10 protein-coding genes are annotated in these 13,847 nt (G+C 39.2%); 9 read left to right on the forward strand and 1 reads right to left on the reverse strand.

What is annotated here, in order from left to right:
• From BGM26_RS05720 to BGM26_RS05750, 7 genes are all read left to right on the forward strand, one after another.
• On the forward strand, positions 1–1,200 hold the full coding sequence (locus BGM26_RS05720; RefSeq protein WP_217038747.1) for a M20 metallopeptidase family protein: 1,200 nt from the start codon (positions 1–3) through the stop codon (positions 1,198–1,200).
• Positions 1,194–2,567 (forward strand): glutamine synthetase family protein, encoded by a 1,374-nt coding sequence (locus BGM26_RS05725; protein WP_254119056.1) that lies wholly within the window; start codon positions 1,194–1,196, stop codon positions 2,565–2,567. Before BGM26_RS05720 ends, BGM26_RS05725 begins: the two co-directional genes overlap by 7 nt.
• Positions 2,568–2,611: 44 nt before the next feature.
• A complete protein-coding gene (locus tag BGM26_RS05730) occupies positions 2,612–3,322 on the forward strand; it encodes a type 1 glutamine amidotransferase (protein WP_217038748.1) in 711 nt (236 codons plus the stop codon).
• A gap of 168 nt (positions 3,323–3,490) precedes the next feature.
• Positions 3,491–4,660, forward strand: a complete 1,170-nt coding sequence (trpB, locus tag BGM26_RS05735; RefSeq protein ID WP_217038749.1) for a tryptophan synthase subunit beta — start codon at positions 3,491–3,493, stop codon at positions 4,658–4,660.
• Between the two features lie 417 nt (positions 4,661–5,077).
• The gene (locus BGM26_RS05740; RefSeq protein ID WP_217038750.1) at positions 5,078–6,265 is read left to right on the forward strand and encodes a CaiB/BaiF CoA transferase family protein; all 1,188 of its coding nucleotides are present in this window, start codon (positions 5,078–5,080) and stop codon (positions 6,263–6,265) included.
• Between the two features lie 53 nt (positions 6,266–6,318).
• Positions 6,319–7,533, forward strand: coding sequence for an acyl-CoA dehydrogenase family protein (locus BGM26_RS05745; RefSeq protein WP_217038751.1), 1,215 nt, complete (start codon positions 6,319–6,321; stop codon positions 7,531–7,533).
• A gap of 203 nt (positions 7,534–7,736) precedes the next feature.
• Positions 7,737–9,056, forward strand: coding sequence for an aminotransferase family protein (locus BGM26_RS05750; protein ID WP_217038752.1), 1,320 nt, complete (start codon positions 7,737–7,739; stop codon positions 9,054–9,056).
• Between the two features lie 62 nt (positions 9,057–9,118).
• On the opposite strand, the gene BGM26_RS05755 is transcribed toward BGM26_RS05750, so the two are convergent.
• The gene (locus BGM26_RS05755; protein ID WP_217038753.1) at positions 9,119–9,433 is read right to left on the reverse strand and encodes a DUF3870 domain-containing protein; all 315 of its coding nucleotides are present in this window, start codon (positions 9,431–9,433) and stop codon (positions 9,119–9,121) included.
• Positions 9,434–9,760: 327 nt separating this feature from the next.
• Here BGM26_RS05755 and BGM26_RS05760 point away from each other — a divergent pair, with 327 nt between their 5' ends.
• Positions 9,761–11,788: a hydantoinase/oxoprolinase family protein gene (locus BGM26_RS05760; RefSeq protein ID WP_217038754.1), complete on the forward strand. Its 2,028-nt coding sequence runs from the start codon at positions 9,761–9,763 to the stop codon at positions 11,786–11,788.
• Between the two features lie 16 nt (positions 11,789–11,804).
• A complete protein-coding gene (locus tag BGM26_RS05765) occupies positions 11,805–13,784 on the forward strand; it encodes a hydantoinase B/oxoprolinase family protein (RefSeq protein WP_217038755.1) in 1,980 nt (659 codons plus the stop codon).
• Positions 13,785–13,847: the final 63 nt, after the last annotated feature.

The raw sequence follows: 13,847 nt of genomic DNA on the forward strand, positions 1-13,847 counted from the left end.
ATGTTCAACAAGGAAGAGCTGCATATAAAGGAAGACTTCGAAAGAAAACTAATTGACATTCGTCAGCATCTTCATAAATATCCTGAACTATCATTTCAGGAATACCGAACATGTGAATATATTGCAACTATTTTAGAAGAATGGGATATCCCATTTAATAGAATTGGAGATACAGGAATTGTCGTAGATATTATCGGTGAAAAAGGGGAGGGGCCTCATATTGGAATTAGGGCTGATATTGATGCCCTTCCCATCCAAGAGCAAACTCAGCTTTCATTTTCATCCGTCAATCAAGGAATTATGCATGCATGTGGTCATGACGGTCACACGACGATTCTTCTTGGAACGGTCTATCAGCTGCATAAGCTAAAGAGCAAATTATCAGGTCGTGTTCGCTGCATTTTTCAGCCAGGTGAGGAATCTGATGGCGCAGCTCAGCAGTTAATAGATTTGGGAGTACTAGAGGCCCCCCCTGTAGATGGAATGCTGGCGCTTCATTTATGGCCTCATTTGCCACATGGAACGATCGGTGTGAGGTATGGGGCGATTACAGCATCCTGTGATGACTTTATCATTGAAATTGAAGGGAAAGGTGGGCATAGTGCAAGACCACATCAAGCGATTGATGCCATCACAATAAGTTCCCAAATCCTTCAGGCTCTTCATACACTCGTAACAAAATCTAGTAGTCCAGTAGAACCTGTTGTTGTACACGTAGGGAAGATCCATGGTGGAACAGCAAGCAACATTGTGGCCGACCACGTAGTTTTAGAAGGGACGACCCGGGCGGTCACATGCGAATCTAGAAAAAGATTAAAAACACAATTAATTGATTTATGTGAAAATCTTGCAAAGAGCTTTGGCGGAAAAGCAAGAGTCCAATATAAAGACGGCCATCCACCAGTGATTAATAGTGAGTGGATGACACGAGCAGTAGAGGAAAGTGCAATTGAATTCTTCGGCGATCAAAAACTTGTTCATCTAAAGGAACCTTCTATGGGAGCAGATGATTTTGGGGCGTTCGCTGAAAAGGTCCCGAGCACTTATTTCAGGCTTGGAACAGCTCAGGCAGATCAACAGGTCTTTGATTTGCACCATCCACAATTTGAATTTCATGATTCTGTCATTTCGATAGGAGTCCAGTTATTCACCTTTGTCGTATTTAGCAGATTGCAAAAAGGAGTCGAGAAAACATGGTGACAAAAGAAAATGTTCAAGAGATGATGACAAAAGAAACTGTTTTAGAGATTGTAAAAAACGAAAAAATTGAATTCATTCGGGTGGAGTTTTTAGATTATGCCGGAATAACTCGTGGACGGACAATACGTCCATCCCAGCTTAATAATGCGATGGAAAAAGGGGTTAATTTTAGTACAGCTATCATGAGCTTCGATGTTTTTGATGAATATATTCCTGATCCCGGGTTTGGAGCAAATGACGGGGACTTTTTTGCGGTACCTGACCCTAATACATTTGCAATTGTTCCATATCGAAAAAACACGGCCCGTATGCTTTGCGATTTAGTAGACATCAATGGTGATCCATGGCATGGCTGTCCGAGAGGTGCTTTAAAGCGGCTTTTGAATGAGGTTGAAACTCTTCTTGGCGGGAAGTTGAATATGGCCTTTGAACAGGAGGCTTATTTATTGAAAGAACAAGATGGACAGCTTGTACCAGCAGATAACAGCCATTGTTTTTCGATTGAAGGAGCAGATATTCAGGAAGATTTCATTCAAGATTTTGTGTATTCACTAGAGGCAATGGGTGTTGAAACGGAGCAATTATCAAGTGAATACGGTCCCGGTCAACTAGAAATCAATTTGAAATATACGAACGCTTTGAAAGCAGCAGATGACCAAGTTACTTTCATGCATCTATTTAAACAGATTGCTCGAGATAAAGGATTAGTAGGTACTTTAATGCCAAAACCTTTTCAAAATTATGCAGGAAGCGGACTCCATGTTCATATCAGTTTATTCGATGAGGCAGGGGATAATCTTTTTGAGGATTCTACTGATCAACGTGGTCTTGATATGTCGGAAAAAGCATATCACTTTATAGGCGGACTTTTGAAGCACGGGGCTTCACTCATAGCGATAGGTGCCCCTAGTATCAATTCATACAAAAGAATGCAGCCAGGCTCTTGGGCACCTGCACATATTTGCTATGGTTCTGGAAATCGATCAGTCTTAGTTCGTATCCCTGAAAAAAGAAGAACACGCAGATTTGAATTCAGAGGAGCAGATGGCACTTGCAACCCTTACCTCTTAGCTGCTTGCTTAGTTGCTGCCGGACTTCGAGGAATTCAAAACCGGATGGACCCTGGAGAGCCAGTTGAATTTGATGTAAGCACGGCCAGTAAGTTTCAATTGAATGAAAGAGGAATAAGCTGGATACCAAGAAGTTTACAGGAAGCAATTAATGCTCTTTCCGAGGATTCTGTATTAGCGCAAACGATTGGTAGGACGATATGGGAAGAATTTATTAAAATCAAGAAGACAGAATGGGATAAGTATTCACGGTATGTAAGTGATTGGGAAAGAAAACTTTTTTCATCGAGATTTTAGTCCGATTAAATCAAGGCCTTTTTAAAGTAGTGGAGGAGACCTATATGAGAATACATTATATTCAAAATGATCCGTTAGCCACGTTAGGGTTTATTGAAGAATGGGCAAATGAAAAAAAACATTCCCTTTCTTTTACCAGAATGTATGAAAACGAAAACCTACCATCAATGGATGATTTTGATATGCTAATCATCCTTGGCGGTAGAATGGGGGCATATGAGGAAGATAAGTTTCCTTGGTTAGTTTTGGAGAAAAACTTTATCCAAAAAGCAATCAAGGAAGAAAAATTAGTGTTAGGAATTTGCTTAGGGGCACAAATGATTGCCAATGTTCTAGGAGGTAAGGTTTATCCGCATAAACAACAGGAAATTGGCTGGTGGCCAGTTGAACTTACACAAGTAGTAAGTTCAACCTCACTATTTAATGGGATTCCGGAGGTCTTCACCGTTTTTGAATTCCACGGGGATACTTTCGATCTTCCAAATGGAGCAATCCGGCTTGCATCCAGTAATGGCTGTAGTAACCAAGCATTCTCTTTTGGGAAGCGTGTTATTGGGCTGCAGTTCCATCCAGAATTTACTGGAAATATGATTTGCACATTTGAAGAAAAATTAGGGAGCCAAATACCATTAGGGGAGTACATCCAGAATCCGGTTAAGTGGATCAATCAAACTTCATTCCTAGAGGAGGCAAAGTCCATTTTATTTACACTGCTTAATAATATGGAAGCTGCGGTTTTGGAATTGAATCCTTAAATTCTATTTCAATAGAATTGAATTAATTTATTCTATTCACTTTTTCTTTTGAATGCAACTGAGAATAAGAGAGAATCGGAAATTAGAATTTTCTTGTAATTTATGATATATTAATTTCAATCCTAATTATAGGATTATAATGAATGTACTGAAGGAGCAGAGTTGAGTATGGCGAGTATTAGCACAGAGAGCAAAGGATATTTTGGGGAATTTGGAGGCAGCTTTGTACCACCAGATCTTCAAGTAGTAATGAACAAATTAGAAGAACAATTTTTACACTATAAAGATGATCCAGAGTTTCAATCGGAATTTAAGTTTTATCTAAACGAGTATGTGGGCAGGGAAAATCCGCTAACTTTTGCAGAAAATTTAACAAAGCAAATGGGCGGAGCAAAGATTTACTTGAAAAGGGAAGATTTAAACCATACGGGCTCACATAAAATCAATAATGTTATCGGACAGATCCTTTTAGCAAAACGAATGGGCGCGAAGCGAGTGATTGCTGAAACAGGAGCGGGACAGCATGGAGTCGCGACTGCCACAGTCTGTGCGATGTTTGGGATGGAATGCGTCGTTTATATGGGCAAAGTGGACACAGAGCGGCAGGCGCTAAATGTGTTCAGAATGGAATTGTTAGGGGCAAAAGTTGTCGCCGTCGAGGAAGGGCAGGGACGTCTTAAGGATGCAGTAGATGCCGCTTTAGGCGACTTGGTTCAAAACTATGAAAATACTTTTTACCTTCTAGGCTCAGCAGTAGGACCGCATCCATTTCCAACGATGGTAAAGCATTTTCAGTCCGTGATTAGTGAAGAATCTAAACGTCAAATCCTTGAAAAAGAAGGAAAGCTGCCAACAGCAGTCATTGCTTGTACCGGAGGCGGAAGCAATGCGATTGGTGCCTTTGCCCATTATATCGATGAACCGGAAGTTCGGCTAATTGGGGTCGAACCGAAGGAAGCTCCGACTCTATCAGAAGGGGTTCCGGCAGTCATTCATGGTTTTAAATGCTTGACCTTGATTGATGAGGATGGAAACCCTAAACCAACATATTCCATTGCAGCTGGCCTGGATTATCCAGGAATCGGACCTGAGCACAGTCATCTTAAAGTCAGCGGCAGAGCGGAATATGTAACAGCAACAGGCCAAGAGGCATTAGAAGCATTTCATCTGCTTTCCAAATCAGAGGGAATTATCCCAGCTCTTGAAAGCGCACATGCAGTCGCTCATGCAGTAAAATTGGCCAAGGATCTATCAAAAGACGATATCTTAATCGTTAATTTATCAGGTCGTGGCGACAAGGATGTAGAACAGGTATTTAATATGGTGAATGCAGAGTAATAGTAAGCCCTTTTTTATACCCGATCATTTCAAAAGCAGCCTTTCCCAGAGCTGCTTTCCTAGTTATTGTCTGTGTTAAAGCATGATGTTGCAATTAAAATAGCAGCAAGGCGACTTTGCTTGAAGGAACCTTTTTTATACAAAATAGGGAATAAATTTTATATAGAACAAAAATAAACCTTGTAATATTCAGAAAATTCGAGTAAGATAAAAATATATTCTTCACCCTATCTGCCTATACAGCTGAAGGAAGAGAAGAATTTACTTTGATTATTATTTTATTTGACTGAGAAGATTCCACACCCATCCCTTACCGGTTGGTTCCAATGGATCGTGTAGCCAGTCCTTTCCACATTTATGTGAGAGGGCTGGCTTTTTGCCGTTTTAGTAAGAATATTTTTAGCGAGGAGGATTACTTTGAAAGGGGCTTTAGATGACATTAAAGTATTAGATTTAACTAGGGTGCTTGCAGGCCCCTACTGTACGATGATTTTGGCTGACCTCGGTGCAGATGTGATTAAAGTAGAAGCTCCGGGTGGCAGTGATGAAACGAGGAGTTGGGGTCCTCCGTTTCAAAACGGGGTAAGTGCTTATTATTTAAGTGCAAATCGCAATAAGCGAAGCATAACCGTTAATCTTAAAACAGAGGAAGGAAGGGAAATCATTCGAAAGTTAGCAGAAGAAGCAGATGTTCTTATCCATAACTTTAAAACGGGTTCGATGGAAAAATGGATGCTAGACTACGGAAATCTGAAAACGATCAATCCGAAATTGGTTTATTGTTCTATAACAGGTTTTGGAGAAACTGGTCCTTATCAACACTTGCCAGGCTATGATTATATCATCCAAGGCATGAGTGGTCTCATGAGTATCACAGGTAACGAGGAAAGTGGCCCATTAAAAATTGGAGTAGCTATGGTAGACATTCTTACAGGCTTATATTCTGCCATTTCAATTGAAGCGGCATTATATGAAAGAGAGAAATCCGGACAAGGTCAAAAAATTGATATGTCCCTTTTGGATACTGCTGTCAGTTCTTTAGCAAATGTGGCAAGTAATTTCCTCATTTCTGGAAACGTGCCACAAAAACTTGGAAATGATCATCCGAATATTGTTCCATATTCAACATTTAAGGCGATGGATGGCGAAATGATAATCGCTGTTGGAAATAACCGTCAGTTTACCTCTTTGTGTGAAGTACTTGGAATCTCTGAGATTGCAAAGCATGATAAATTTAGGACAAATGAGGCGAGGGTTGAAAATAGAAAAGAACTTACTAGTATATTAGAAACTCAAATGCAATTGCATCCTGTTAATTATTGGATTGAATTATTTTTTAAGAACAATATTCCTTGTGGCCCTATCCAAACAATGGAACAAGTTTTTACCCATCCGCAAATTATTGCACGAGAAATGGTTGTTAACACCAATCACCCTGAAGCAGGAATGGTGAAGCTTGTAGGTTCTCCGATTAAACTATCAAGAACACAAGTAAAAATGGAACGTCATCCGCCAATTGCTGGTGAACATACGGAGGAAATACTTCGTCAAGTTGGATTTTCACCAGATGAAATCACAAAAATGAAAAATAAAAAGATTGTTTAAGAGAATATAGAATGAATTTTCCCACTAAAAAAATTGTTAAGGAGAGATTTTAAATGAATTTTGATTTTACAGAAGAGCAAGTAATGTTACGAAAAATGGTTAGGAGTTTTGTGGATAAAGAGATTATTCCCAATATGCAAGAATGGGATGAACTAGGACAATTTGATCCCAAAATATTAGATCGCTTAGGCGAATTGAATCTAATGGGTGTTTGTATACCTGAAGAATATGGCGGAAGTGGGATGGATTATAATTCACTGGCGATTGTTTGTGAAGAGCTAGAAAGAGGAGATACTGCATTTCGTACAGCGGTTTCCGTTCATACTGGCTTGAATAGTTTAACTATATTGCAATGGGGGACAGAAGAGCAAAAACAGAAATATCTCGTTCCACAAGCAAAAGGTGAAAAAATCGGGGCTTTCGGGTTAACTGAGCCTGGAGCAGGTTCCGACGTTGCTTCCCTTTCTACAACAGCTGTCAAAGACGGGGACGATTACATTTTAAATGGTTCAAAAACCTGGATTTCTTTATGCGACATTGCTGATCATTTTCTTGTATTTGCGTATACCGATAAAACAAAGAAACATCATGGGATTTCTGCCTTTATTGTAGAACGTACTACACCAGGATTTTCTTCTCGTGCGATTAAAGGAAAGCTCGGAATTCGCTCAGGAAACACCGGTGAATTGTTTTTTGATCAAGTAAGAATTCCAAAAGAAAATTTACTTGGAAAAGAAGGAGAAGGTTTTAAAATAGCTATGTCAGCACTCGATAACGGTCGCTTTACGGTTGCTGCAGGGGCTGTTGGATTAATAATGGCAAGCATAGAGGAAAGTGTAAAATACTGTCACGAAAGAAAAACATTCGGAAAAGAAATTGGCAAGCATCAGCTTGTACAGCAAATGATTGCAAATATGGAAGCAGGGCTCCAAATGAGCCGTTTGTTAGTTTACCGTGCTGGCGAGCTGAAAAACCAAGGAAAGCGCAATACAAGAGAAACATCGCTTGCAAAATGGCAAGCTTGTGATTTTGCTAATAAAGCCGCTGATGATGCCGTTCAGATTCACGGGGCTTACGGTTACTCAAGCGAATACCCAGTAGAACGCTTCCTAAGAAATTCAAAAGCTCCGGTTATTTATGAAGGAACGCGCGAAATCCACACGATTATGCAAGCAGAATATGTGCTTGGATACCGTGAAGATAAGCAGTTAAGCCAACCACTGCCTGCTTGGCCGTTAAAGCATAATAAAGATATGGTAAACAGTTAACTTCTGCTTTCTATAAATCCGCCTCCCCACTTCTTGCTTTAGAGGAGTGGGGGGATAAAACTTTTAGGTATAGCTAATGAACCTCAAATGTAATCGCTTACTTTATTAAGTCGATGCTATTTATCGCGTTTCACAATACCTGGTGACTCTTTCATACTGAGAAACATCCCATAAACAAACAGACTATATAGGAGTGATTGACTTTGATCAAAACAGAATTGAAAGAAACGCTAATCGATTTGGACAAAAAACATTTTATTCATCCAACGTCTTCCTTAAAACAACAAAACGAAAGTGGTGCTCCATTTATTTTTACAAATGGGTCCGGTGTGTACTTAACAGATATTACTGGTAAAAAAGTGTTGGAAGGTATGTCATCTTTATGGAATGTAAACGTAGGATACGGTCGAAAGGAGCTTGCGAAAGCAGCATACGAGCAAATGTCAAAGCTTGCTTTTACGAATTCCTTCTCGTCGATGAGCAACGAGCCTGCGATCCAGCTTGCTGCTAAGTTAGCCAAAATTACACCAGGCAATTTAAGCGCTGTGTTCTTTACGTCTGGTGGCTCCGAGTCAAACGATACCGCCTACAAACTAGCACGATATTACTGGAAGCTTAAAGGTTTTCCAGAAAAAACAAAAATTATTTCTAGGAAGAAAGGATACCATGGGGTGAACATTGGGGCAACTAGTGCAACAGGGATTACTCCTTTTCAAGAGATGACTTCTTCATTGGCACCAGATTTTCTTCACGTAGATCCGTTTTCTACAGAATCTCTACGTCAATGTATTGAAAGGGAAGGAGCAGCTAATGTTGCCGCCTTCATTGCTGAGCCGGTACAGGGTGCCGGTGGAGTAAACATTGCACCAGTCGGCTATTTTCAAGAAATCAGGAAAATATGTGATGAATATAAAATTTTGTTCATTGCAGATGAGGTAATTACTGGTTTTGGCCGTACCGGAAAAATGTTTGCTTGTGAACATTACGGCATTGTCCCAGATATCATGCTCCTTGCAAAAGGGATTACAAGCGGGTACATTCCGCTAGGCGCGGTTGTTGTAACTGACCGAATACATGAGGATCTTATTGAGTTTTCAGAAGGAGCTCTTCTACACGGATATACTTATAGTGGCCACGCAACTGCCTGTGCCGTAGGCTTAAAAAATATTGAAATTATCGAAAATGAAAACTTAATTGAGAATTCCAGATTAATGGGCCAGGAATTGTTAAATGGTTTCTATAAGCTTCAAAAAGAAATAGATATTGTAGGGGAAGTACGGGCGCAAGGGTTAATTGGAGCAGTTGAAATCATAAACCCAGTAACAAATACTAGATTTCCAACACATATTGCTCCTAAAATTAGCGCCGAAGCAGCAAGAAGAGGATTAATCATCAGAACGGTCGTCTTTGAGGGGATGGATACTCTCGTATTTTCTCCGCCCCTAGTTATTAATAAAAAAGAGATTGAAGAGCTGATATCAATATTACGTGAAGCACTTCTAGCAGTTCAGAACAGTTTGTAAGGCAAAACGTTCAATAAATAGGGGGGCCTCGAAATACGCCCCCTAATTTTTAACAGTAGATTTTATTTACTTACTGATAATGCTTCAAATTGTTTATAAAGATCTTTTAATGCCGCAATCAGAGCACTATTCGCTTTACCTAAATAGCCTGTTTTTAACTGTTCTAGGGGCTTATCAATCCCATTTCGTAAGCTATGTCCTTTTAAAAGCATCGAGATATACTTTCTGCCGTGTTCAGTAGCCAATGTGCAGGAAGCATCCACAATAACCCCATAATGCTTATCAATTTCTGCTGTAATCGTTAAGGTTTCAAAAACATTTTTAGCTGCCATTCCAGATGGTAGTTTAGCATGACCGGCAATAAAGATAGTATTCATCTAATCTCTCCTACGGAAATATTTATATATTTAGAATAATACAAATATCATAGAATGTTAATGGAAAAATAGTATTTCTTCAAAAACAAAGAAAATAGAGGAAATATGCTCTATGTGTACTGGGTTGAATGTGGATAGTTTCAAATATAGGAGGTGGTTTCGGAAAACATTCCAATTACTTTGAATCTAGAGGGACAATTATTGATTTATAAAAGTATTTCTTGCAAGGTGTATTTATAAGTGTTATTTTCAGAATATTAACAATATTACTATTGCAATTAAACTAATTAGCTAGCAATTTCTATTTGGTAGAGGGGGTAAATCAATATGAAGCAAACTAGGCTCGCCGTTGATGTAGGTGGAACATTTACAGATATTTTTATTTTTGATGAAAACACGGGAGAAATTTCTGTTACGAAAACGTCATCCACACCATCGAATCCTGAACGTGGAATATTAGATGGGATTGAAAAGGCTCAATTAAAAGGGGAAAACATAAAGTTGTTTTCACATGGAACTACTGTGGGTACCAATGCTTTAATAGAAAGAAAATTGCCTAAGACAGCATTAATTACTACAAAAGGATTTCGAGATGTTCCGGAGATTCGTCGGGGGACAAAACTTGACTTATGGGATGCGTATAAAGATACGGCAAAACCATATATTCAAAGGCGTGACCGGTTTGAAGTTAACGAAAGAATTGATTATAACGGAACTGTATTGATAGACATTGATGAAGATGAGGTACGTCAGCTTGCAAGAAAATTATACAAGCGCGGCACTGAATCAATTGCCGTTTGTTTGATGAATGCCTACGTGAACGGGGAAAATGAGAAAAAGGTAAAGGAGATTCTTCAGGATGAGCTCCCAAACGTATATGTTTGTATTTCAAGTGAAGTTTTACCAGAAATTTTTGAACATGAACGTATGAGTACAACTATGATTAATGCTGTTTTAGGCCCAATAATTAGCAGATATATAAATACATTAGAAAAAGAGATGGAACAAAAAGGGTACCAGGATGATATTCTCGTTCTACATTCTGGTGGTGGAGTCATGACATCTAGTACTGTTCCACGTTACGCAGCAAGAGTTGCTAGCTCAGGTATTGCTGCGGGTGCCATTGCAAGTAAACATATTGCTAAACTATGTGGATTTAATAATGCTATTGGTCTTGATATGGGAGGAACGAGTACGGATATTTCTCTGATGTATGACGGCGACATAAGGATCACGAAAGATTGGTATATTGAATATGGTTACCCAATTGGTTTTCCCAGTATTGAAATATTGACGATTGGTGCAGGTGGGGGGAGCTTAGCTTGGAAAGATGATGGTGGGTCATTACGCAATGGGCCACAAAGCGCGGGTGCAATCCCTGGTCCGGCGTGTTACCAAAGAGGGGGAGAGGAACCGACGAACTCCGATGCTAATTTAGTTCTTGGCCGTTTGGGAGTCAATCTATTAGACGGAAAAATGCAACTAGATAAGGAGAAAGCTATACAAGCGGTAGACGTTCTTGCAAAAGAGTTTAATTATTCAACCGTTGAAGCAGCAAATGCCATTATTGAAGTTGCAAATGCAAATATGTGCGATGCCTTACGATTGATTTCTGTAAGACGCGGCTATGATCCGAGAGAATTTGCACTTGTTGCTTTTGGCGGAGCCGGACCATTACATGGTGCTCATTTAGCAAAAGATATGGAAATACCTACAGTAATTGTTCCTCCTCACCCTGGAGTAGCAGCAGCAATGGGATGCTTACTGGTTGATGTACGTCACGACATTACAAAAACATATGTGAAAAATTTTAATCAGGTCACAATTGATGAACTAGATTTTGAGTTTTCTGCAATGGAAAAAGATGCAGAAAAGTTATTAGAGGAAGAAGGAGTAGCAAGAGAGCAATCAACACTCATGCGCTTTATTGATATGAGATATAGCGGCCAGTGGAGATCTTTGGCAGTACCTATAAATTCGAAAGCGCAATCATTAGATGAGGCGCTGGAAGCCTTTCATCTAGAACATGAACGTGAATTTGCTTTTTCTGACCGTAACCAATCTGTTGAAATATATGGTTTACAATTAACAGCACTTGGAACCGTACCAAAACCATCGTTTCCTAAATATGGACCATCCGGAAGTCTAGAAAATGCATTCATAGAAATAAGAGAAGTCTATTTTGATAATAAATTTGTTCCTACAAACGTTTATGACCGTGAAAAAATTCCAGTATTCACAGAAATTCAAGGACCTGCGATCGTTAATCAACTTGACACAACAACAGTGATTCCGCCGGACTTCACCGCAGTGGTTGATGAATATAGAAATTTAATCATCACAGTAAATAAATAAAAGAGGGGTGAATTGAATGAAATCAAATCAGATTGCAGAAAAGTTTCAAGGAAATCGATTAGATCCTGTCACATTTGAAGTATTGAAAAATGGTTTCGTTAACCTTGTTGACCAAATGGCCGAACAAATCTTACGAACTTGTTATTCATTCGTTATTTATAATCGTGATTTCAGCTGTGCACTTTGTGATGCTGAAGGAAATACAGTTATGCAAGGAACACAAGATATTTCCGTGCATGTAGGAACTTTGCATTTAACAGCAAAAGCCGTTTTAGAGGATTTTAAAGACGATATCAATCCTGGTGATGTTTTTTTAGTAAATGATCCATACCGTGGGGGTACGCATTTTAATGATACACGTGTGGTCCTCCCAGTATTTTACGGAGATAAGTTAATTGCGTTAATGCAGACAAATGGCCACTGGGCAGATATGGGCGGTTCAACACCAGGTTCTTTTGATATCAATGCAAAAGAGCATTATGGTGAAGGGGTAAGAATTCCGCCTGTTCGGATTTATAGTAAGGGTACTTACTTAAAAGACGTTGTCAATTTATTAGCATCAAATATGCGAGTTCCTGAAGAAAGAATCGGTGATTTGCGCGCTCAAGTAGAAGCCGCAAAAGTTGGCCAAACTCAGTTGCTTGAAATCGTAAAAAAATACGGCATTGAGACAACGCTTATTGCATTTGAAGAAGTTCAAGATTATGTAGAACGGTTGGCAAAAGTAAAAATTTCTTCTTTACCAAATGGAACATGGCAAACCGTTGATTATATTGATATGGACCCAGAAATAGGGGATGGTCTCATCCCAATTCACGTTAAGATGACCATAACTGATGATGAAATTATCTATGATTTAAGTAGATCTCATCGATATATTAGCTGTTTTTTAAACTCAGGTTTTGGTGCTACATTATCAGCGATATATGCAGGAACGAAGACCTTTTTTCCGGAAATCCCTTTAAACTCAGGCTTTTATCGAGTAGTAACAGCTGAATTACCAGAAGATTCTGTCGTTAATGCACCAGCTCCTATTGCTGTAACAGGATTTTGTTCAGGAACGTACGAAAAAATTATGAATGCTTGCTTTGAACTATGGTCTAATATTATGCCTGAAAGAGCGATTGCCTGTTCCTTCAACTTAGAGTACTTACTAATCGGTGGTACCGATCAAAGAACGGATCACAATAATTACTTTATGTGGTATGACTGGATGGCAGGGGGCCACGGTGGCCGTTATGATCGCGATGGTGCAAATGCTACATCTCCAGTGTTTGGTGTTGGTTTAAGCGTACAGCCATGTGAGGGTCAAGAAAGACTCTCACCTGTCATAACAACTAAACATCAAATCATTACAGACTCAGCTGGACCAGGTAAATACCGGGGGGGATGTGGAGTTGAAAAAGGTGGAGTCTTATCAAAAATTAATAATACAGTCATGTCCTATTGTTGTGATCGTTCACGCTCGGTAACATGGGGGATCTTCGGCGGACTTCCATCTTATCCTCATGGCGCATGGTTTAACCCAGGAAAAGAGGATGAACAATATTTAGGAGCGATTTTCTCAAACGTAAAAGTAAAAAGTGGAGACTCCTTTATCAGGCCTTCTGCAGGTGGAGGAGGATTGGGAGATCCACTTGAGAGAAATCCATTGGCTGTTTTAGAAGATGTAATTGATGACTACGTCTCAATTGAGAGAGCAAAAAAAGATTATGGGGTTGTAATTAGCGAAATAGACAGAGATCTAGATCTATTTGAAATTGATTACGAAGCGACAGAAATTGAAAGAAATTATATTCGAAAACATCGAAAACAGTGGTTAGAGGTGGACGCGCGTATTGTTGAAGAACAATTTAATAATAGTGAGATTGATAAATTAGATGTCCTTCGAAAGTATGGTGTGATAATTGATTACTCAACGAATAAGGTATTATTAAAATCAACAAAACAATTTAGAGAATCGATGAAACAACGTTCGCTGGCTTATTGGGATTAATTTTAAGAAACAAGGGTCAATTCGACCCTTGTTATTAAAATAAAATTAAAAAAGGAGATGAAA

The organism is Bacillus sp. FJAT-29790 (assembly GCF_019039215.1).
In the GTDB taxonomy this organism is placed as follows: Bacteria; Bacillota; Bacilli; order Bacillales; family Cytobacillaceae; genus Cytobacillus.